The 22330-nt window shown below is 73.3% G+C and carries 16 protein-coding genes; 12 read left to right on the top strand and 4 right to left on the bottom strand.

From position 1 onward, the window contains the following. Positions 1 to 158: 158 nt before the first annotated feature. The 7 genes from ACLJT4_RS38270 (at position 159) to ACLJT4_RS38300 (ending at position 10492) form a co-directional block, all read left to right on the top strand. On the top strand, positions 159 to 1892 hold the full coding sequence (locus ACLJT4_RS38270; protein WP_411129673.1) for an ABC transporter ATP-binding protein: 1734 nt from the start codon (positions 159 to 161) through the stop codon (positions 1890 to 1892). Next, entirely contained in the window at positions 1889 to 3922 is a 2034-nt protein-coding gene (locus ACLJT4_RS38275; protein ID WP_411129674.1) for an ABC transporter ATP-binding protein, read from the top strand. The genes ACLJT4_RS38270 and ACLJT4_RS38275 overlap by 4 nt, the downstream gene beginning before the upstream one ends. Positions 3923 to 4806: 884 nt before the next feature. After that, positions 4807 to 5631, top strand: coding sequence for a winged helix-turn-helix domain-containing protein (locus tag ACLJT4_RS38280; protein WP_411129675.1), 825 nt, complete (start codon positions 4807 to 4809; stop codon positions 5629 to 5631). Between the two features lie 24 nt (positions 5632 to 5655). Beyond that, the gene (locus ACLJT4_RS38285; RefSeq protein ID WP_016573422.1) at positions 5656 to 6681 is read left to right on the top strand and encodes a LacI family DNA-binding transcriptional regulator; all 1026 of its coding nucleotides are present in this window, start codon (positions 5656 to 5658) and stop codon (positions 6679 to 6681) included. A gap of 166 nt (positions 6682 to 6847) precedes the next feature. Continuing rightward, positions 6848 to 7969: a S1C family serine protease gene (locus ACLJT4_RS38290; RefSeq protein WP_411129676.1), complete on the top strand. Its 1122-nt coding sequence runs from the start codon at positions 6848 to 6850 to the stop codon at positions 7967 to 7969. Between the two features lie 214 nt (positions 7970 to 8183). Next, positions 8184 to 8924, top strand: coding sequence for a response regulator transcription factor (locus tag ACLJT4_RS38295; RefSeq protein WP_411129677.1), 741 nt, complete (start codon positions 8184 to 8186; stop codon positions 8922 to 8924). Further along, positions 8921 to 10492: a sensor histidine kinase gene (locus tag ACLJT4_RS38300; RefSeq protein WP_411129678.1), complete on the top strand. Its 1572-nt coding sequence runs from the start codon at positions 8921 to 8923 to the stop codon at positions 10490 to 10492. Before ACLJT4_RS38295 ends, ACLJT4_RS38300 begins: the two co-directional genes overlap by 4 nt. Positions 10493 to 10538: 46 nt before the next feature. Here the strand turns inward: ACLJT4_RS38300 and ACLJT4_RS38305 are convergent, their stop codons facing one another. After that, positions 10539 to 11948, bottom strand: coding sequence for a DUF2993 domain-containing protein (locus tag ACLJT4_RS38305; RefSeq protein ID WP_411129679.1), 1410 nt, complete (start codon positions 11946 to 11948; stop codon positions 10539 to 10541). A 266-nt stretch (positions 11949 to 12214) separates the two neighbouring features. Continuing rightward, entirely contained in the window at positions 12215 to 14062 is a 1848-nt protein-coding gene (locus ACLJT4_RS38310) for a bifunctional metallophosphatase/5'-nucleotidase (RefSeq protein ID WP_411129680.1), read from the bottom strand. 186 nt (positions 14063 to 14248) lie between these two features. On the opposite strand from ACLJT4_RS38310, the gene mshD reads away from it, so the two are divergent. Further along, complete coding sequence (gene mshD / locus ACLJT4_RS38315) at positions 14249 to 15166, top strand: mycothiol synthase (RefSeq protein ID WP_103377279.1); 918 nt, start codon at positions 14249 to 14251, stop codon at positions 15164 to 15166. 78 nt (positions 15167 to 15244) lie between these two features. On the opposite strand, the gene ACLJT4_RS38320 is transcribed toward mshD, so the two are convergent. Next, entirely contained in the window at positions 15245 to 15868 is a 624-nt protein-coding gene (locus ACLJT4_RS38320) for a GNAT family N-acetyltransferase (protein ID WP_411129681.1), read from the bottom strand. A gap of 318 nt (positions 15869 to 16186) precedes the next feature. Here ACLJT4_RS38320 and ACLJT4_RS38325 point away from each other — a divergent pair, with 318 nt between their 5' ends. From ACLJT4_RS38325 to ACLJT4_RS38340, 4 genes are all read left to right on the top strand, one after another. After that, complete coding sequence (locus ACLJT4_RS38325; protein WP_411129682.1) at positions 16187 to 18484, top strand: RNA degradosome polyphosphate kinase; 2298 nt, start codon at positions 16187 to 16189, stop codon at positions 18482 to 18484. Between the two features lie 61 nt (positions 18485 to 18545). Then, entirely contained in the window at positions 18546 to 19829 is a 1284-nt protein-coding gene (locus ACLJT4_RS38330; protein WP_411129683.1) for a CHAD domain-containing protein, read from the top strand. A gap of 16 nt (positions 19830 to 19845) precedes the next feature. Next, the gene (locus ACLJT4_RS38335; protein WP_411129684.1) at positions 19846 to 20331 is read left to right on the top strand and encodes an NUDIX hydrolase; all 486 of its coding nucleotides are present in this window, start codon (positions 19846 to 19848) and stop codon (positions 20329 to 20331) included. Positions 20332 to 20376: 45 nt separating this feature from the next. Then, positions 20377 to 21252: a helix-turn-helix transcriptional regulator gene (locus tag ACLJT4_RS38340; protein ID WP_411129685.1), complete on the top strand. Its 876-nt coding sequence runs from the start codon at positions 20377 to 20379 to the stop codon at positions 21250 to 21252. A 49-nt stretch (positions 21253 to 21301) separates the two neighbouring features. Here the strand turns inward: ACLJT4_RS38340 and ACLJT4_RS38345 are convergent, their stop codons facing one another. Further along, a complete protein-coding gene (locus ACLJT4_RS38345; RefSeq protein ID WP_411129686.1) occupies positions 21302 to 22153 on the bottom strand; it encodes a class I SAM-dependent methyltransferase in 852 nt (283 codons plus the stop codon). Positions 22154 to 22330 lie beyond the last annotated feature (177 nt).

The following is a 22330-nucleotide window of genomic DNA, read 5'->3' on the forward strand; positions in this document are numbered from 1 at the left end:
TCGTCTCGGGGGCTCTTGCCGCCTCCATGATGGCGTACGCGGCGGCCGGTCCGAATCCGGGCAAGTCTGGGTAAAGACTTGTGGTGATCCGGGATGATTCCTGCACCGTTCGGAGAAATTCGATTGCCGGAGGCAAGCAGTCGCATAGGCTCCGGCCTGTGTTGGTCCGACTCGCGCGGGCGCATCTGCGGCCCTATAGGCGCTCCATATCCCTGATCGTCCTGCTCCAGTTGATCCAGACGCTGGCGACCCTCTACCTGCCGACCCTCAACGCGGACATCATCGACAACGGTGTCGTGAAGGGGGACAGCGGCTACATCTTCGGCGTCGGCGGCTTCATGGTCGCGGTGACGCTGCTCCAGATCGTCTGCGCGATCGGCGCGGTCTACTTCGGCGCCCGCACGGCCATGGCGCTCGGTCGGGACGTCCGGGCCGCGGTCTTCGACCGGGTGCAGTCGTTCTCCGCCCGGGAGGTGGGCGGCTTCGGCGCGCCGTCGCTGATCACCCGGACCACCAACGACGTCCAGCAGGTCCAGATGCTGGTCCTGATGACGTTCACGATGATGGTCTCGGCGCCGATCATGTGCATCGGCGGCGTCGTCATGGCGCTCAACCAGGACGTGCCGCTCTCGGCGCTCCTACTGGTCATCGTCCCGATCCTCGGGATCCTCGTCTCCCTCATCGTGCGCCGGATGCGACCGCTGTTCCGCGGGGTGCAGGAGCGCATCGACACCGTCAACCGCGTGCTGCGCGAGCAGATCACCGGCATCCGCGTCATCCGCGCCTTCGTCCGGGACCGGCACGAGCGCGAGCGGTTCGCCGCGGCCAACACCGACCTGTACGACATCTCGATCCGCGCCGGCCGGTTGATGTCGATGATGTTCCCGCTGGTCATGCTGATCGTGAACCTCTCCAGCGTGGCCGTGGTCTGGTTCGGCGGGCTGCGCATCGACGCCGAGCAGATGCAGATCGGCGCACTGACGGCCTTCCTCAGCTACCTGATGTACATCCTGATGTCGATCATGATGGCGACGTTCATGGTGATGATGCTGCCGCGCGCCGAGGTCTGCGCGGAGCGGATCCAGGAGGTGCTGACCACCGAGTCCAGCGTCACCCCACCCGCCGAGCCGGTCACCGCACTGCACCGGCACGGCGAACTGGAGCTGCAGAACGTGGAGTTCCGCTTCCCCGGTGCCGAGCAGCCCGTCCTCAAGGACATCTCGCTGCGCGCCCTCCCGGGCGAGACCACCGCCGTCATCGGCTCCACCGGTGCCGGCAAGTCCACCCTCCTCGGGCTGGTGCCCCGGCTCTTCGACGCCACCGGCGGCACGGTCCTGGTCGACGGCGCGGACGTGCGCACCCTCGCCCCCGAGACGCTCGCCGGCGTCATCGGGCTGGTGCCGCAGAAGCCCTACCTCTTCTCCGGCACGGTCGCCAGCAACCTGCGGTACGGCAACCCCGACGCCACCGACGACGAGCTGTGGCAGGCGCTGCGGACCGCCCAGGCCGAGGACTTCGTGGCCCGGATGGACGGCGGCCTCCAGGCGCCGATCGCGCAGGGCGGGTCCAACGTCTCCGGCGGGCAGCGGCAGCGGCTGGCCATCGCCCGCGTCCTGGTCCGCAAGCCGGAGATCTACCTCTTCGACGACTCCTTCTCGGCCCTGGACTACGCCACCGACGCGGCGCTGCGCGCCGCACTGGCCCAGGAGACCGACCGCGCCACCGTGGTGATCGTCGCGCAGCGGGTCTCCACGATCCGCGGCGCGGACCGGATCGTGGTCCTCGACGAGGGCCGCGTCGTGGGCACCGGCACCCACCAGGAGCTGATGGCCGACAACGAGACCTACCGGGAGATCGTGCTCTCCCAGCTCACCGAGCAGGAGGCGGCATGACCACCGCGGACAAGCAGGGCCCGGCCGCCGACCGGGCCCCGGGGGAGGCGCCCGCCGGCGCCGGCGGGGACGCCCCCGCCGCGGCGCCCCGCCGCGGCCCGGCCCCCGGCGGCGGCCCGATGGGCCGCATGATGGGCGGCCCGATCGACAAGTCCCTGAACTTCAAGGGCTCCGGCAAGCGGCTGCTGGCCCAGATGCGACCGGAGCGCGGCGTCATCGCGGTCGCGCTGCTGCTCGGCGTGGTGAGCGTGGCCCTGACCGTCGTCGGCCCCAAGGTGCTGGGCCGGGCCACCGACCTGATCGTGGCCGGCATCGTCGGCCGTCACCTGCCGGCGGGCCTGACCAAGGCGCAGGCCGCCGAACAGCTGCGGGCGCACGGCCAGGGCGGGCTGGCGGACCTGGTCGCCAGCATGCCGGTGGCCCCCGGCCCGCACATCGACTTCGGCGCCGTCGGCACCGTCCTGCTCTGGGTCACCCTGATCTACGCCGGGTCCGCCGTCTTCGGGTTCGTCCAGGCCCGGATCGCCACCCGGGTCGTCCAGCGCACCGTCTTCCGGCTGCGCGAGCAGGTCGAGGAGAAGCTGGCCCGGCTGCCGCTGAGCTACTTCGACAAGCAGCAGCGCGGCGAGGTGCTCTCCCGCGCCACCAACGACATCGACAACATCCAGCAGACGCTCCAGCAGACCCTCAGCCAGATAGTGTCCTCGCTGCTGACGATCGTCGGCGTGCTGGGCATGATGTTCTGGATCTCGCCGCTGCTGGCGCTGGTCGCGCTGATCACCGTGCCGGTCTCGGTCCTGGTCGCCACCAAGGTCGGCAAGCGGGCCCAGCCGCAGTTCGTCCAGCAGTGGCGGACCACCGGCAAGCTCAACGCGCACATCGAGGAGATGTACACCGGCCACGCCCTGGTCAAGGTCTTCGGCCGGCAGAAGGAGTCCGCCGAGCTCTTCCGCGAGCAGAACGAGGCGCTCTACTCCGCGGGCTTCAAGGCGCAGTTCATCTCCGGCATCATCCAGCCCGCGATGATGTTCATCGGCAACCTCAACTACGTCCTGGTGGCGGTGGTCGGCGGCCTGCGCGTCGCGTCCGGTGCGCTGTCCATCGGCGACGTCCAGGCGTTCGTCCAGTACAGCCGCCAGTTCAGCCAGCCACTGACGCAGGTCGCCTCGATGGCCAACCTCGTCCAGTCCGGCGTCGCCTCCGCCGAGCGGGTCTTCGAGCTCCTCGACGCCGCGGAGCAGGACCCCGACCCGGCGCGGCCGGTCCGTCCGGAGCAGGTCACCGGCCGGGTCGCCTTCGAGGACGTCTCCTTCCGCTACGACGAGAACAAGCCACTCATCGACGGCCTCTCGCTCGCCGTCCACCCCGGCCAGACCGTCGCCATCGTCGGCCCCACCGGCGCCGGCAAGACCACCCTGGTCAACCTCCTCATGCGGTTCTACGAGGTCCGCGGCGGCCGGATCACCCTCGACGGGGTGGACATCGCCCGGATGACCCGCGAGGAACTGCGCGGCAACATCGGCATGGTCCTCCAGGACACCTGGCTCTTCGGCGGCACCATCGCCGAGAACATCGCCTACGGCGCCCCCGAGGGCACCACCCTCGACAAGGTCGTCGCGGCCGCCAAGGCCACCCACGTCGACCGCTTCGTCCGCACCCTCCCCGACGGCTACGACACCGTCATCGACGACGAGGGCGGCAACGTCTCGGTGGGCGAGAAGCAGCTCATCACCATCGCCCGCGCCTTCCTCGCGGAACCGGCGATCCTCGTCCTGGACGAGGCCACCAGCTCGGTGGACACCCGCACCGAGGTCCTCATCCAGCACGCCATGGCGCAGCTGCGCACCGGCCGCACCAGCTTCGTGATCGCGCACCGCCTCTCCACCATCCGCGACGCCGACGTCATCCTGGTGATGGAGGACGGCTCGATCGTCGAACAGGGCGACCACGACGCGCTCCTGGCCGCCGACGGCGCCTACGCCCGCCTGTACGCGGCCCAGTTCGCCGAGGCGGTCACGGAGGCGGAGTAGCGACGCGCGCCGCGGGCCGGGCGTCCTCGGGGGCGCACGGCGGCCCGCCGCGGGGGCCGCGCCGCCGCCGTCGTGCCCCGGCCGTACCCCCGGCCGGGAGCACTGAGCGCGAGCCCGACGTCCGGGCACGCACCCGTGCGCTCCCCGTGCTCCCCCGGCAGCGCCGGGCCCGCCGACCGCCCGGCCCGCACGGTCGGGCGGCGGGCCGTGGGGCCGCCCGGACCGCGTCCGGCGACGAGGGGTGGGTGGTGTCCTGCGGGGCGGGCCGGGCGGCCGGCCGCGGACCGGGCGGGGAGCCCGCGACCGTCGACGCCACCCCGGCCGCCGGAGCCGTCCGCCCGCCGCACCGGGTACGTGATCATGTCCGCATGCTGGGACGACGCGGGGTCGGGACGGCGGAGCGCGGACCGTTCGGGGGAGCCGCCGCGACCGCTCGCGGGCCGGCCCGCGCGGCCGGCCGAGGGGTGGCGCGGGGCCCGGGCGGGGACGCGGGATCCGCGTCGGGGAGCGGATCCCGCGGGGTGCGGGTGGCCCCCGCGCGGTGGTCATCGGCCGTCAACAACGTCGCCCGGTGACCACTCGAAGTGACCGACGGAACACAAGAACGCGCAAAATCGGCCTCGGGTCCGCAACTCATCTGAGCTATTCTGCTGGGCAAGAAGGATCCGGGCAGCGTCGCCCCCGGATCCTTTTGTGCTTTCACGCGCGCAAAGAGTGTGAGCGAGAGCACCCCGTACGAAGCAGTGCCGCAGACCCCCGGCCGAGCCGGGTGGTGCCCCCGTCGCAGGGACCGAGGAGGAACCAGACGTCATGGGCAAGCGAAGTGTGCAGGACAGCGAGCCGCACAGGATGAAGCTCGTCGGAAACCGGGTAGGTGGTCGGAAGTGAGTTCGCTTCTGCTGCTGACCAACGCTCTCCAGCCGTCGACGGAGGTGCTTCCGGCGCTCGGCTTGCTGCTGCACAGCGTCCGGGTCGCCCCCGCCGAGGGCCCGGCCCTGATCGACACCCCAGGGGCCGACGTCATACTGATCGACGGCCGCCGAGACCTTCCACACGTGCGGTCCCTGTGCCAGTTGCTGCGGTCCACCGGGCCCGGCTGTCCGCTGGTGCTGGTGGTGACCGAGGGCGGACTGGCCGCCGTCACCGCCGACTGGGGCGTCGACGACGTGCTGCTGGACACCGCCGGGCCGGCCGAGGTGGAGGCGCGCCTGCGGCTGGCGATGGGCCGCCAGCAGATCACCACCGACAACGGGCCCACGGAGATCCGCACCGGTGACCTCTCGGTGGACGAGGCCACCTACAGCGCCAAGCTGAAGGGCCGGGTCCTGGACCTGACCTTCAAGGAGTTCGAGCTGCTGAAGTACCTGGCGCAGCATCCGGGTCGGGTCTTCACCCGCGCCCAGCTCCTCCAGGAAGTGTGGGGCTACGACTACTTCGGCGGTACACGGACCGTGGACGTGCACGTCCGACGGCTGCGCGCCAAGCTCGGCCCCGAGCACGAGTCGCTCATCGGCACGGTCCGCAACGTCGGCTACCGCTTCGTGGTGCCGGAGAAGGTGGAGCGGGCGGCCGCGGAGGCCCAGGCGCAGGAGGACACCGCGAAGGCGGCGAAGGACGGCGCACGGGCCAAACGGGCCGACGGGCGGGCGCCCGCCAGGGCCGCCTCGCCGGGTGCGGGATCCGCGCCCGCGCAGCCTGCCGGCCGGTAGGACCACCCGCGTAGACTGCCGCGCGTGGCCAAGGTGACGCGGGATGATGTGGCAAAGCTGGCGGGGACGTCCACCGCCGTGGTCAGTTACGTCATCAACAACGGACCGAGGCCGGTCGCCCCGGCCACGCGCGAGCGGGTGCTCGCCGCGATCAAGGAGCTCGGCTACCGACCCGACCGGGTCGCGCAGGCGATGGCGTCCCGTCGCACGGACCTCATAGGTCTGATCGTGCCGGACACCCGGCAGCCGTTCTTCGCGGAGATGGCGCACGCCGTCGAACAGGCCGCCTCCGAGCGCGGCAAGATGGTGCTGGTCGGCAACGCCAACTACCTCGACGAGCGCGAGGTGCACTACCTCCGTGCGTTCCTCGGGATGCGGGTGGCCGGGCTGATCCTGATCAGCCAGGGCCCCAGCGAGCACGCCGCCGCGGAGATCGACGCCTGGGACGCCCGGGTGGTGCTGCTGCACCGCCGGCCGGACGCCATCGACGACGTCGCGGTGATGACCGACGACATCTGGGGCGCCCAGCTGGCGACCCGGCACCTCCTGGAGCACGGCCACGAGTACGTCGCCTTCCTGGGCGGCACCGAGGAGACCCCGAAGTCCGGCGACCCGGTCACCGACCACGTGGAGGGCTGGCGGCGGGCCATGCTGGAGTCCGGGCGGACGCCGGAGGGGCGCTACTTCCAGGCGCCCTACAACCGCTACGACGCCTACCGGGTGGCGCTGGAGGTGCTGGCCGGACCGGACCGGCCGCCGGCCATCATGTGCGCCACCGACGACCAGGCGATCGGTGTGCTGCGGGCCGCCCGCGAGCTGCGGATCGACGTACCGGGCGAGTTGGCGGTGGCCGGCTTCGACGACGTGAAGGAGGCGGGGCTCACCGATCCGCCGCTGACGACGGTCGCCTCGGACCGGCAGGCGATGGCCCGGGCGGCCGTCGACCTGGTGCTGGACGACGGCCTGCGGGTGGTCGGTTCGCGCCGCGAGCGGCTGCGGCAGTTCCCGTCGCGGCTGGTGGTGCGGCGGTCCTGCGGGTGCGGGGGCTGAGCGTCGCACGTCCGGCGGGCGCGCCCACCGGGGACGGCGCGAGGCGGAGCGTGGTGGCGCGGCAGCGTCGAAGCGGGGGCTTCCTTATACCGGGCATACCCACTTCTGTTGGGTCTCTCAGGGCGTTCTCAGACGGTTCTCATGCAGCGGCCGCAGAGTCGTGACCATGACCGAGAGCTACCGCCGTAGCGGCGAAGAGATGCCCCAGGACCGGCCGTACGCCTACGGCACCGAACACGGCACCGGCCACGGCGCGTACGGGGGCGACGTACCGCCGCCGCCCCCGTACGGGCCGGGCGCGGCGGACCAGGGCGGAGCCGGTGCGCCGGAGCCGCGGCGCCGGGCCCGCCGGCCGATCGCGCTGATCGCGGCGGTGGCACTGGCCTCGGGTCTGATCGGCGGTGGCAGCGCGGCGCTCATCGCCGGCGCCACCCAGCAGGGCGGCACCTCCGGCGGCATCTCGACCCCGCTCGTCAACGCCGGGCAGAACACCGGCAACGGCTCCGGGGTCGCCGGGGTCGCCAAGGCGGTCAGCCCGGCCATCGTGGAGATCCAGGCGCGGACGCAGGGCGGCCAGTCCACCGGTTCCGGCGTGGTCATCACCAGCAGCGGCGAGATCGTCACCAACAACCACGTGGTGGCCGGTACCCGCAAGGTGAGCGTCACCTTCAGCGACGGCAGCAAGAAGACCGCGACGGTCGTCGGCACCGACCCGGACAAGGACCTGGCGCTGATCAAGGTCGACGGCGCCAAGGGCCTGACCCACGCGGTGCTCGGCGACTCCAGCAAGCTCGCGGTCGGCGACCCGGTCGTCGCGATCGGCTCGCCCGAGGGCCTCTCCGGCTCGGTGACCAGCGGCATCGTCTCCGCGCTCAACCGCGACGTCTCGGTGCCCAAGGAGGACGGCCAGAGCCAGGGCCAGGGCCAGGACCAGGGGCAGGGCCAAGATCAGGGTCAGGGCCGCGGCTTCTTCGGCGGCGGTGGCGGCGGTGGCTGGCCGTTCGAGTTCGGCGGCAACCAGTACAACGGCGACACCGGATCGTCCAAGACCACCTACAAGGCGATACAGACCGACGCCGCGCTCAACCCGGGCAACTCCGGCGGCGCCCTGATCGACATGCAGGGCCAGATCATCGGCATCAACTCGGCCATGTACGCGCCGGGTTCCTCCGACAGCAGCCAGGCGGGCAGCGTCGGCCTCGGCTTCGCGATACCGATCAACACCGTCAAGGCCGACCTCGCCGCGCTGCGCGGCGGCGGCAGCGGCGGCAGCAACAGCGGGGTCTGACCGGACCCGCGCGCGGGCCGGGCGGGCGGCGGCCGTCCTGCGCGCGGGACCCGGGCGGCCGCCCGAACGGCGCCTTCGAAACGGGGCCGGCGCCGGGCGGCGGCCCGCCAGCGGCGGTTGTCCACAGGGCGTCCGCCGGTGCGGCATCCGTGTCAGGCTGAAGCAGAAGAGGCCCAGTCGGCCGTCCGTCACGCAACCCGAGGTAGTCACGCACATGAGCCCCGCCGAGCACGGTGATCACCCCGCCCGCATCCTGATCGTCGACGACGAGCCCGCGGTCCGCGAGGCGCTGCAGCGTTCGCTCGCCTTCGAGGGGTACGGAACCGAGCAGGCCGTCGACGGGCTGGACGCGGTGGAGAAGGTCGCCGCCTACGACCCCGAACTGATCGTGCTGGACGTGCTGATGCCGCGGATGGACGGCCTGACCGCCGCCCGCCGGCTGCGGGCGTCCGGGGTGACCGTCCCGATCCTGATGCTGACCGCCAGGGACACCGTCGGCGACCGGGTCACCGGCCTGGACGCCGGCGCCGACGACTACCTCGTCAAACCCTTCGAGCTGGACGAACTGCTGGCCCGGATCCGCGCCCTGCTGCGCCGCAGCTCGTACGCCGCGGCGGCCGGCGCCGTCCCGCCCGACGACAGCGAGCTGCTGACCTTCGCCGACCTGCGGATGAACCTCGCCACCCGCGAGGTGACCCGCGGCCACCGCCCGGTCGATCTGACCCGCACGGAGTTCACGCTGCTGGAGATGTTCCTGGCCCATCCGCGGCAGGTCCTCACCCGCGAGCAGATCCTCAAGGCCGTCTGGGGCTTCGACTTCGAGCCGACCTCGAACTCCCTCGACGTGTACGTGATGTACCTCCGCCGCAAGACGGAGGCGGGCGGCGAGCCGCGGCTGGTGCACACCGTGCGCGGGGTGGGCTACGTCCTGCGCCTGGAAGGCGGCGCGGAATGAGCGCCCCCGGCGACGCCCCCGCGCGGCCCGACGCCACGCCGCCGGCGTCCGGCCTGACCAGGTTCCACCAACTGCCGCTGCGCTCCCGGCTGGCGCTGCTCATCGCGGTCGCGGTCGCCTTCGCGGTGGCGCTGTCGGCGGCCGCCTGCTGGTTGATCACCCGCGACCGGCTCACCGAGCAGCTCGACACCAGCCTGAGCACCGTCGAGGTGAACTCCGACTACGTCCAGGCGATCAGCGCGCTCTGCGCCGGCAGCCCGCTGAACGTCCGCTTCCAGCCCACGCCGTACACCATCCAGCTGGTGTCGCCCAGCGGCTACGTCTGCACCTCGCCCAACAAGGCGTCCATCCCCGCACAGCGCGTGGACCAGGCGGTCGCCGACGGGCGGCTGGCCAGCGCCGTGCACACCACCAAGGACGAGCACGGCGCCTCGATGCGGGTCTCGACCGTCCCCTACCGCGGCCCGATCGCCGACGCCCAGGGCAACCGGCTGGCGATCTCCGTCGCCGCGCCGATGGACCAGGTCACCGACCCGCTCAACCAGCTCGCGCTGGTGCTGCTGGTGGTCGCCGGAGTGGGGGTGCTGGGCGCGGCGACCGCCGGCCTGTGGGTGGCCCGGGCGGCCCTGAAGCCCGTCGACCGACTGACCGCCGCCGTCGAGCACGTCGCCCGCACCCAGGACCTGACCATCCGCATCCCCACCGACGGCGAGGACGAGATCGCCCGGCTGTCCCGGTCGTTCAACGCGATGACCGCCGCGCTGGCCGCCTCCCGCGACCTCCAGCAGCAGCTCATCGCCGACGCCGGACACGAGCTCCGCACGCCCCTGACGTCGCTGCGGACCAACATCGACCTGCTGGAGCGCAGCGAGCGCTCCGGCCGTCCGATCCCGGCCGCCGACAAGGAGGCCCTGCTCACCTCGGTGAAGGCCCAGATGGGCGAGCTGGCGGCGCTGATCGGCGACCTCCAGGTGCTCTCCCGCACGCCGGAGACGGGCTCCGGCAGCGCGTCGGACCTCCGGGTGGTCGCCCTCCACGACACCGTCGGCACCGCCCTCGAACGAGCCCGGTTGCGCGGCCCGTCCCTCACCATCACCGCCGAGCTCGCCCCCTGGTACGTCCGGGCCGAGCCCGCCGCCCTGGAGCGCGCGGTGGTCAACCTCCTCGACAACGCGGTGAAGTTCAGCCCGTCCGGTGGCACGGTCGAGGTGCGGTTGGCCGGTGGCGCGCTGACCGTCCGGGACCACGGTCCCGGCATCCCGCCGGACGAACTCCCGCACGTCTTCGAGCGCTTCTGGCGTTCCCCCTCCGCCCGCAGCCTCCCCGGCAGCGGACTGGGCCTGTCCATCGTGGCCCGCACCGCCGAGCAGTCCGGCGGCGGCGTGCGCCTGCGGAACGCCCCCGGCGGCGGCACGGAGGCCCTGCTGACCCTGCCGGGCGCGGCCACGCCGCCCCCGGACGTGCCGGCGGGCGAGGCCGGTGCGGGAGGTGCGGCGGGCCGGTCGGCGACGCCGGGGGAGACCGGGCCGGACGCCGCGCCGGGGGGCCCGGGGACGCCGGAGGGATAGGCCCGGGCTCCCCGGCGGGCCCGCCGGGGAGCCGGTTCCCGCCGGTCTACTTCCCCTTCGCCGCGTCGCCGAACGGCAGGTTCGAGCCGGTCAGGTCGGCGTGGATGCCGTCGCTCTCCACGGTGATGTTGCGCAGCCGCACGTCACCCGGTGTCTTGGGGAGTTGGAAGGAGAGCGACAGCCGGTCGGCGAGCTGAGGCTTCGTCAGTTCGGTGAGGGCGCCGAGCATCTTCGCGTCGATGCCGACCTTCTGGAGCAGCCACGGGTGGTCCATCACCACGTCGACGAGGTTGACGTTCATCAGCTGGTGGACGAAGCGCGGCGAACCGATCAGCTCGTGCAGCTTGTCGTCGCTGCGCAGGGCGTCGTCGATGTACTCCTTGGGGATGCCGATCCGCTCGGCGATGGCCGGGATGCTGAGCATGGACTTGACCTTGGCGGCCTGCCGGCTGAGTTCGGCCGCGCCCTTGCGGGTGAGCCGCAGGCCCTCCTCCTCGCCGGTGCCCGGGCGGTAGATCGCGACGCCGCCGATGTCCAGTTGCATCTGCCCGATGTCGGTGGAGATCCCCCGCTCGCCGTTGCGCTGGATGCGCGCTTCGGCCCGGACCCGCAGGGTGTGCCCGGCGATCGGCAGCTCGCCGACCGCGCGTACCCCGTTGTTTCCCACCCCGCTGAACTTGACCTGCGAGGCGCCGAGTTCGCGGTTCATGTCGTCGAAGGCGAGCAGCACGCTGCCGTGCATCTGGCCGATGGTGGCGCCCTTGATGGCGGACGGCAGGTCGCCGTCGAGCTGGATGTTCCGGGCGGTGGCCGCCACCTTCGCCAGCGAGACCCGGTCCGCGGCGACGTCCGGGATCACCACGTCCACCCGGTCGAGCCGCTTGTCCAAGACCTGGGTGAGGAACGGGAAGCCGTGGATGTCCACCTCGGGCCGGGCATGCAGGTGCAGAGCGGTCTTGACCTGCTCCTCGGCCTTGTTCTGCGCGTACAGCACGGCGAACCGGTCGGCGAGCGCCAGCGTTCCCGCGCAGGCCGCCAGGGCGACCAGCGCCTTGACGGTGCGCGGCACGGCCGCGAAGCGACTGATGCCCCGTCTCGTCTTCCGGTGGTTCGGCGGCGCCCAGGCGTCCTCGTCGTCCTCGTCCGAGCGCAGGCCCAGGCCCAGCGGATCGTCGGTGGCGTCCCGCTCGTTGAGGTAGCCGCGTCGCGCCGGCGACGGGGCGTACTCCGCGTCCGCCGGTGCGGCGCCGGGAGGCTCGGGGGCCGGCTCCGGATCGGCGAGCGAGGCCAGATCCGCGTACGGATTGCCGGAGTTGACCGACGGCAGCTCTCGGGTGTCACCCTGCGGATCGTCCGGCCGGCCGGCTATGTGGGGCCGGTCGCCGGCCTCGGGGGCGGAGCCGGTCGGACGGGCGGGCGGGGACGAGGGTGAAGCTATGCGTGTGGGGGTTCGCATCCGCACATCCCACCACGAGCAGGACCCGGCGGCGCAAGTCCCGCCCGCGGAATGTGAGGAACGCGAAAGACGTCCCGCCGTCCTTGGCGAAATCTTGCCGCGCCCTTGGACGCCGCTGAACCGCCGTCAGACACGCTGGTGGGGTCCCGCCGCCCCTCGTTCGTGTCCGCCGACGGGCGGCCGTCCGGCTCGTCAACTCCCGACGGCGACGCCCCCGCACGCGGTACGGGGGCGTCGCCGGCCGCGGGACGACGGCCGCGCGGGCGTCACTTCACGAGCGTGATCCGGTCCGCTGTGGGCGGTGCCAGCGGGCTGGTCGGGGTGGAGTGCGCCGTGAGGTAGGCGGTGAGGGCGTCCAGGTCGGACGGGCCGACGTACTTGTTGGTGCCCTGCTTCAGGGCGGGGAAGCCGTCGCCACCGCCGGCCAGGAACTCGTTCATGGCGACCCGGTAGGTCTTGGCGGGGTCCAGGGCGGCGCCGTCGAGCTTGACGGAGTCGGCGACGACGCGGGCGGCGCCGGTCTTGGTCATGTCGAGCGTGTAGGTGAGGCCATGCGAGATCTGGAGGATCTTGGGGGATGCCTCGTTGGGGCCGCTGACCTGCTGTTGGAGGGCGGTCAGCAACTGGGCGCCGGTCAGGTCGACGACGTTGGTCATGTTGGTGAACGGCTGGACGGTGAACGCCTCGGCATAGGTGACGACGCCGTCGCCCTCGCCGCCCGACGCCTTGTAGGCGAGGTCGGAGCGGATGCCGCCGGGGTTCATCAGCGCGAGCTGGGCGCCTCCCTTGCCGGGGTCCTGGGTGGCCGCCAACTGGGCGTCGGCGATGAGGTCGCCCAGGGGCTCCTCGGGGGTGCCGGCGCCACGGCCGTTGATGTCGGCGGAGAGGTAGCCGACGGGCTTGTCGGCGATCGGGGCGGCCAGCTTGTTCCAGCGGCCGATCAGGGACGTCATGTCCGTGGCCTTCGGCTGGGTGCGGTCCACCACGTGGTTGACCGCGTGCGGGCCGTGGACCGCGGTGCGCACGATGTCGTGGCTCCGGCGGTCGTAGGTGAGGGTGGTGTCGGTGTAGAGGCGGCCGTAGGACGCGGCCGAGGTGACCGTGCGGGGGTGGCCGGCCGGGTCGGGGATGGTGCAGGTGTAGGACTGGTGGGTGTGGCCGGTGACGAGGGCGTCGACCTGGGGGCTGACGCGCTTGGCGATGTCGACGATCGGCCCCGAGATGCCTCCCCCAGTCTCGGCTTCGCTCGACCGGGGGGACCCCCACCCTGGACCGGGGCTGTCGCAGTCGCCGTTGTACGACGTGGAGGCGGGCATCCCGCCCTCGTGGATGAGGGCGACGATCGCCTTGACGCCCTGGCGGTCGAGGACCTTGGCGTACTTGTTGATCGTTTCGACCTCGCCGTGGAAGGTCAGGCCCTTGACGCCGTCGGCGTTGACGATGTCCGGGGTGCCCTTGAGCGTCACGCCGATGAAGCCGATCTTGACACCCTTGTGCTGCCAGACGGTGTACGGCTTGAGGATCGGCTTGCCGGTCCTGTCGTCGGTGACGTTGGCCGCCAGGTACGGGAAGTCCGCGCCCCGGAAGGTCTTGCCCTTCTCGTAGCAGCCGTCCTTGGGGTGGCAGCCGCCGCGCTGCATCCGCGTCAACTCGGTGCGGCCCTCGTCGAATTCGTGGTTGCCGACGGAGGTGACGTCGAGGCCGAGCCCGTTCATCGCCTCGATGGTCGGCTCGTCGTGGAAGAGGCCGGACAGCAGCGGGCTGGCGCCGATCATGTCGCCGGCCGCCGCGGTGACGGAGTAGGGGTGGCCCTTGCGGGCGGTGCGCAGGGACTGCGCCAGGTACTCGACGCCGCCGGCCGGGATGGTCTTCTTGGTGCCGTCGGCCTGGAGCTCCTCGACGGTGCCGGAGGAGCCCTGCGGCGGTTCGAGGTTGCCGTGGAAGTCGTTGAAGGAGAGCAACTGGACGTCGACCGTGCCGGCGGGGCGGCGGGCGCCGTCGGCGCCGGCGGGCGGCGCGGTGGCGGTCAGGGCGACGCCCGTGGCGGTGGCGAGCACGGCCGCGCAGGCCGCCAATCTTCGGGCGAGACGGCCCCGTTGAGGTGCAGGTGGCATGGTTCCCCTCCGTGGATGGTGCTGAGCGGACGGCAGCATATTGTCGACGCGCGTAGAGGGATAGGGGTCCGCGGTGACGGCTCGGTGGCCGTCCGGTGGCCGTGGGGATCGCGCCGGCGTCCGCGGTACCCGCGTGCGGCCGCGACCGCGTCGTACGCTTCAGACATGACTGACGCTGCACAGGAGATGGGTCGGACCGGCCGCAGGATCCAGGTGGTCGACGAGCTCGCGCCGGACGGGGCCGCGGCCGTCCTGGAGCTGATCGAACGGGCCGCACGGACGGACGGGCAACCGGCCGTGTCCGAGCAGGGCCGGCTCCAACTGCGGGGCGGCCGGCGGGACGGCGTGCGGCATCTGCTGGTGTTCGCGCCGGGGGAGGGCGGCGAGGAACTGGTCGGGTACGGGCAGCTGGAGGACACCGACCCGGTGGAGGCGCCGGCCGCCGAGCTGGTCGTCCACCCGGGTCACCGCGGCCGCGGGCACGGCCGGGCGCTGGGCGGCGAACTGCTGGCGCAGTCCGGGCGCCGGCTGCGGGTGTGGGCGCACGGCGGGCACCCGGCCGCCCGGCACCTGGCGCAGACGCTGGGGCTGTCGATGTTCCGGGAGTTGCGGCAGATGCGGCGGTCGCTGGCGGACCTGGACCTGCCGGAGCCGGCGCTGGCGGAGGGCGTGACGGTGCGGACCTTCCAGCCGGACACCGACGACGCGGCCTGGTTGGAGGTCAACGCGGAAGCCTTCGCCCACCATCCCGAGCAGGGCGCACTGACCCAGCGTGACCTCGACGACCGCAAGGGCGAGCCGTGGTTCGACCCGAAGGGCTTCTTCCTCGCGGAGCGGGACGGCCGGCTGGTCGGCTTCCACTGGACGAAGGTGCACGCCGAGGAGGGCCTGGGCGAGGTCTACGTCCTCGGGGTGCGGCCGGGCGCGCAGGGCGGCGGCCTGGGCAAGGCGCTGACCGCGATCGGGCTGCGGCACCTGTCGGCGCAGGGGCTGGCGACCGCGATGCTCTACGTGGACGCGGACAACACCGCCGCGGTGACGGTCTACGAGCGGCTCGGGTTCGTCACGCACGAGACGGACCTGATGTACCGGTCGGAGACGTGACCGGCGCGGCGGGAGCGCGCGGCGGTCGGTGAGCGGGGTGCGGCGGGGCGGGCCTTCGGGGCCGCCCCGCCGTCGTCGTCACGCCGGGGGGCGCTGCTCGCGCAGGGCGCGCCACTCGCGTGCAAGCATCGCGTAGACCGCCTCGTCGGACCACTCGCCGTCGAGGAACTCGTTCTCCCGCAGATGGGCCTCGCGCCGCATGCCCAGGCGCTCCAGCAGCCTGGCGGAGGCGGTGTTGCGGGCATCCAACTCGGCCTGGATGCGGTGCAGTCCGAGCTCCTCGAAGCCCAGCGCCAGCAGCGCGCGGGAGGCTTCGGTGGCGTAGCCGTGGCCGGCGTGGTCGGGGTTGAAGACGTAGCCGATGCTGGCCTGGCGGTGCTCGCGGTGGGTGTAGACGAAGGTCACGTCGCCGACCAGGACGCCGCTCTCGTGGTGGACGACGGCGAGCTGGAGGAAGTCGCCGGACTCCCGGAGCGTCGTGCGGGTCACCTTGTCGGCGACCGAGGCGCGCGAGCCGGCCTCGTCGTGCGGGCCCCAGTAGAGGTAACGGCAGACCTCGGGACGACGCTGGTAGGCGTAGACGGCGTCGAAGTCGTCGTGGCGCACGGGGCGCAGGTCCAGCCGCTCGGTCCGCAGCGGGTAGTCGGGGGTGAACGGGAGCGGGGGCAGGGGCGGTATGGGTGGCACGGAAGGTCTGAGCACGCGCTTAGCGTAGGGAGCGGGGGCGGGCCGCGCAGCGGACTTTCGCGGATGCGTCGGCGGCGTCGGCCCGGCTTCGGGCGCTTCGCCCGGGTTGGCGGGTGTGAAGATCGAGGGCGGTGCGGCCCCGGCGCACCACCCGGGGGTGGTTCCCCGCTTGCCTGGTCGCCATGTCCCCGTTACCGGCGATTCAATATCGCTTGCAAGCATCACTGAATGCAGCCCGCTGTGCCGAACGTCCCGAACCCGCGGCTCGAAATCGCCCTCGCGCCGCCGCCTCCTGACGCGCCTGGAAGCGCCAGAGCGCGGAAGAATAAGGACATGAACCAGCAGCGCAGCGCTCAGGCCCCGGCCCAGCCCGAGATGCCGCCCCAGGAAGCGCCGAGGGCGGCGGGCTCCTCGGTGCAGCAGCCCTCGGTGCAGCCGTCGGTGGGCTCGATCGCCGCGCACCGCCCGCACGCCGTCCGCCGCGCGGTCTCCGGGCTGGAGCCCGACCTGGACGCCGATCCGGACGCCTACGAGGACCGCGGCGTCCCGGGTGCGAACGGCGAGGAGCTGCCCAGCGGGCGCTTCCTGGACCGGGAGCGCAGCTGGCTGGCGTTCAACGAGCGGGTGCTGGAGCTGGCCGAGGACCCGGCCACCCCGCTTCTCGAACGGGCGAACTTCCTCGCGATCTTCGCCAGCAACCTGGACGAGTTCTTCATGGTCCGGGTCGCCGGCCTCAAGCGACGGATCGCCACCGGGGTCGCCACCCGCTCCGCGTCCGGACTCCAGCCCCGGGAGGTGCTGGACCAGATCTGGACCCGCTCCCGGGAGCTGATGGCGCGGCACGCCGCCTGCTTCCAGCAGGACATCGCTCCGGAACTCGCTGACCAGGGCATTCACCTGATCCGCTGGCCGGAGTTGACCGAGAAGGAGCAGGCCCGGCTGTTCACGCTGTTCCGGCAGCAGATCTTCCCGGTGCTGACGCCGCTGGCGGTCGACCCGGCGCACCCCTTCCCGTACATCTCCGGGCTGTCGCTGAACCTCGCCGTGGTCGTGCGCAACCCGGTCAGCGGGCACGACCACTTCGCGCGCGTGAAGGTGCCCCCGCTGCTCTCGCGCTTCCTGGAGGCGTCCCCGCAGCGGTACGTGCCCATCGAGGACGTGATCGCCGCCCACCTGGAGGAGCTGTTCCCGGGGATGGAGGTGCGGGCGCACCACATGTTCCGGGTGACCCGCAACGAGGACCTGGAGGTGGAGGAGGACGACGCCGAGAACCTCCTCCAGGCCCTGGAGAAGGAGCTGATGCGGCGGCGCTTCGGGCCCCCGGTCCGCCTGGAGGTCGAGGAGACCATCGACCCGGCCGTCCTGGACCTGCTGGTCCAGGAGCTGAAGGTCTCCGAGGCCGAGGTCTACCCGCTGCCCGGCCCGCTCGACCTGACCGGACTGTTCGGCATAGGGGCGCTGGACCGGCCGGAGCTGAAGTACCCCAAGTTCGTGGCGGGCACCCACCGTGACCTGGCGGAGGTGGAGTCGGCGTCCGCTCCCGACGTCTTCGCCGCGTTGCGCGCCCGCGACGTGCTGCTGCACCACCCCTACGACTCGTTCTCCACCTCCGTGCAGGCGTTCCTGGAGCAGGCCGCCGCCGACCCGAACGTCCTCGCCATCAAGCAGACCCTGTACCGCACCTCCGACCACTCGCCGATCGTGGACGCCCTGATAGACGCCGCGGAGTCCGGCAAGCAGGTGCTGGTCCTGGTGGAGATCAAGGCGCGCTTCGACGAGCAGGCCAACATCAAATGGGCCCGCAAGCTGGAGGAGGCCGGCTGTCACGTCGTCTACGGCCTGGTGGGGCTCAAGACGCACTGCAAGCTGTCCCTGGTGGTCCGCCAGGAGGGCGAGACCCTGCGCCGCTACTCCCACGTGGGGACCGGCAACTACCACCCCAAGACGGCCAGGTTGTACGAGGACCTGGGGCTGCTGACCGCGGACCCCCAGGTGGGAGCCGACCTCTCCGACCTCTTCAACCGGCTCAGCGGCTACTCCCGGCGGGAGACCTACCGCCGACTGCTGGTGGCGCCCACCTCGCTGCGCGACGGGCTGATCCAGCGGATCAACAAGGAGGCCGCGCACCACCGGGCGGGCCGCCCCGCCTACGTCCGCATCAAGGTCAACTCGATGGTCGACGAGGCGGTCATCGACGCGCTCTACCGGGCCTCCCAGGCCGGGGTCCCGGTCGACGTCTGGGTGCGCGGCATCTGTGCGCTGCGCCCCGGCGTCCCCGGGCTGAGCGAGCACATCCGGGTCCGCAGCATCCTCGGCCGCTTCCTGGAGCACTCCCGGGTCTTCGCCTTCGGCAACGGCGGCGAACCCGAGGTGTGGCTGGGCAGCGCCGACATGATGCACCGCAACCTCGACCGGCGGATCGAGGCGCTGGTGCGGGTCACCGACCCGGCCCACCGGGCGGCCCTGAACCGGCTGCTGGAAACGGGGACGTCGGACTCCACCTCGTCCTGGCACCTGGGCCCGGACGGCGACTGGACCCGGCACGCGGTGGACGCGGACGGCACACCGCTGCGGAACGTACAGGAAATGCTCATCGACGCCCGGAGGCGCCGGCGTGGCCCAGCGACATGACCAGCCGGCCGGGGGGCCGTGGCCCGGTCTCCTCGGTACCGGCACGGGAAGCGGAATCGGAATGGGATACGAGCCCGGCCGGACGCCGGGGGCCCGCGCAGCAGGAGCAGCAGTAGTGGACGGGCCGGGGGACGGTGTGTACGGGGACGGGGCCTACGGCGACGGTGCGTACGGGGAGACGCCGCACCACGGGGCGGACGACGGGGTCGACCGGGGGGAGGCGCACGCCGCCGTCGGGGTGCCCCGCGGCCCCGGGGACGGCACCGCAGTCGGGCCCGTGGGGCGGACCGCCGAGGAGGTGCTGGCCGGCTACCTGCACTGGCACGCCGCGGAGTTCCTGCGCAGCCTGCGGCTCCACCGGGAGGCCGGCCCGGACGCGACCGTCGCCGACGAGGCGGCCCGGCAACTGCGGCGCGCCGCCCGCCGGATCAGCGCCACCCTGCACACCTTCCGGCCGCTGACCGAAGAGGTCTGGGCCGACCAACTCCGCTCCGAACTCGGCTGGTTGAGCGGCACCCTGGCCCGCGAGCAGGCGTGCACGGCGCGCCGCGACCGGCTCATGGGGGCGTTGCAGCGGCTCACCGGACGGGTCGAGCGGATCGAGCGGCCGGCGGAGCGCGGCGGCCGGGGCGGACGCGGCGCCCGCAGTGCCCGGGACGGCCGTCCGGCCGCGACCGGCAGCGTCGCCACCGCCACCGTCCCGGCCGCCGCCACCGAGCCGGACGCGGAGGGCGCGCTCGCCGCCGGGGCCGCCCGGGCCGGTGCGCTGCTCGACCGGCAGCTCACCCTGGCCCGCACCCGGGCGCACTCCGCGGCCCTCCAGGCGCTCGGCTCGTCCCGCTTCCACGCCGTCGCGGACGCCGTCGCGGTGCTCGCCTCCGAGGCGCCGCTGGCCCGCCGGGCCCGCGAGGTGTCCGCCGGGGAGGTGCTGCCGCCGCTCGCCGAACAGGCGCACCGACGGCTCGCCGAGGCGGTCGCCGCCCTGCCGCTGGCCCGCGCCGGCCACCCGTACAACGCCGCCGGACTCGCCGCCGGCCACCACCAGGACGCGCCCTGGCACCAGGTGCGGTTGCTGGTCCGGCTGAGCCACTACGCCCAGGAGGTGATCGCCCCCGAGGCGATCGAGGCGCGACTGACCGCGTCCGGCCGGGCCCTGGAACTCCACCGGGACGCCGCCGAGGCCGCCGCCGCGGCCGCCTCGGCGGCCCGCACCCCGCGGATCGCGCCCGCCACCGCGTACGCGCTGGGCGTGCTCCACGCGGACCAGCGCCACGAGGTCGAGGCGGCGCGGTACGCCTTCGGCCGGGCGTGGCTGCCCGGCCCGACCGCCGAGCGCACCGGCTGAGCGGGGGAGGCGGACGATGGGCAGGACGACGAGCGGCAAGGGCGGCGGCGCGGCCGGCGCGCGGACACCGGTGGCCGGGCCGATCCGGGCCGCGGGCTGCGTGCTGTGGCGCCGGGCGGCGACCGGCGGGATCGAGCTGGCCCTGGTGCACCGGCCGAAGTGGAACGACTGGTCGCACCCCAAGGGAAAGCTGAAGCCCCGGGAGGACGCGCTGCGGGGCGCGCTGCGCGAGGTGCTGGAGGAGACCGGGATGACCTGCGCGCCCGGGCCGGAGCTGCCGACCGTCCACTACCGGGTCGGCGGCCGCCCCAAGGAGGTCCGCTACTGGGCCGCCGAGGCCACCGGCGGCGGGTTCCTGCCCAACCGGGAGGTGGACCGGCTGCTGTGGGTGCCGCCGGACACGGCCCGCGACCTGCTCACCCAGGACCACGACAAGGACCTGGTGCCGGCCCTGCTGGGCGCGGTGCCCCCGCCCGGCCCGGTGCCCGGCGGGGCGGGCTGACCGCCGCCGCGTCACCCACCGCGCCGACCGGCGCATACTGGAGTGATGCTGCACGGGGAAATCGAGATCAGTGCCTTCCTCAAGGCGCGCCGTGCCGCGCTCGACCCGGGCGAGGTCGGCCTGCCCGACGGGTTCGGCCGGCGCCGGGTGCGCGGCCTGCGGCGCGAGGAGGTCGCCCAGCTCGCCGGGATCAGCGTGGATTACTACACCCGCGTCGAGCAGGGCCGGGCGCCCGCCGTCTCCGACTCCGTCCTGGACGCCATCGCGCGGGCGCTGCGCCTGTCGGACGGCGAGGTGACGTACCTGCGGAACGTCGCGGTGCCGCGCCGGCGGCCCGCCGGGGGCCCGGCGTGCTGCGTGCCGGGACCGGCCCAGACCGTGCGGCCGGAGATCCGCCAGCTGCTGACCGCCATGGACCCCGCGGTGGCCGCCGTGGTGCTGGGCCGCGGACTGGACGTCCTGGCGTGGAACGACGCCGGCGGCCGGCTCTCCCTCGACCTCGAAGCGCTGGACCCCGCGCGGCGCAACACCGCCCTGCTGGTCTTCCTCGAACCGGCGGCCCGGGAGGTCTACCCGGACTGGGAGGCGAAGGCCGAGGAGATCGTCGGCAACCTCCGCGCCGACAGCGGGCGGCACCCGGACGACCCGCGGATCTGCGAGGTGGTGAACGAACTCCTCGCCGGCAGCCCGGAGTTCCGCCGGATGTGGGCGGCGCAGGGCGTCCGCGAGTGCCTGCGCGGCACCAAGCGGATGCGGCACCCGGCGGTCGGTGAGCTGACCGTCACCTTCGAGAGCTTCCGGCTGGGCGCGGACCCGGACCAGGTACTGGTGACGTACACCGCGTCCCCCGGCTCGCCCTCCGAGACCCGGCTGCGCCGGCTGGCGGCCGGCGCGGCGGTTCCGGCGGGCAGCGTCTCCTAGGGGCCGGCTGCCGGGAGCGCGCGGTGCGCCCGCCGGCCGTGCGCAGCGGTCAGCCGCCGCGCGGCGCCAGCGCCTCCCACCGCACCGTGACCTCGCCCTGACGCCGGCGGCGCGGGTCCCCGGCCAGCGGCCAGTCCGCCGCCAGGGCGGCCACCGCGGCCCGCCACCGCTGCTTGGCACCCAGCGCGCCGAGCGGCGCGGCGCTCGCCCAGGCCCGGTCGAAGTCGCGCAGGAAGGCGTGCACCGGCTCGCCCGGCACATTGCGGTGGATCAACGCCTTGGGAAGCCGTTCGGCCAGGTCGGAGGGGGTGTCGAGGGAGCCGAGACGGGTCGCGAAGGTGACCGTGCGGGGGCCCTCGGGGCCGAGCGCGACCCAGACGTGGCGCCGCCCGATCTCGTCACAGGTGCCCTCGACCAGCAGCCCGTCGGGTGCCAGCCGCGCGCACAGCCGTGCCCAGACGGCGGCGACCTCGTCCTCGTCGTACTGGCGCAGCACGTTCGCGGCCCGGATGAGGACCGGGGCGCGGCCGGGCCGACCGGGCAGCGGCACCTCGAAGCCGCCGTGGACGAAGTCCAGCCCGGCGCGGACGTACGGCAGGGCGGCGGTGACCCGGGCCGGATCGATCTCGACGCCGACGACCCGGGCGTCGGGCCGCACCGTGCGCAGCCGCCCGAGCAGCTCCAGCGCGGTCCACGGCGCGGCGCCGTAGCCCAGGTCGACCGCGACCGGGTCGGCGGCGCGGCGCAGTGGCGCACCGTGCTCGGCGGCGATCCAGCGGTCCATGCGGCGCAGCCGGTTGGGGTTGGTGGTGCCGCGGGTGGCGTTTCCGACCGGGCGGGACGGCGTGGGGGCCGGTACGGCGGCGGTGCGGGAGGCGGAAACGGGGGAGCGGCGGGCCATGCATCGAGGGTATGGGGTCCCGGGGCAGGGCCGGCCGGCTGTCCCGACCCGGGCCGCCCCGCGGAAAGCGGTCATGTTTTGGCAAAGTGCGACGGCAGCCACGCAGAAGACCGAAGCGAACGCGAAGAACCCGAAGGAAGTCCGAAGAAAACCCGCAGGAAACTCGAAGAAAAACCG

The sequence above is a fragment of the Streptomyces sp. x-19 genome (assembly GCF_046549115.1).
In the GTDB taxonomy this organism is placed as follows: Bacteria; Actinomycetota; Actinomycetes; order Streptomycetales; family Streptomycetaceae; genus Streptomyces; species Streptomyces albulus_C.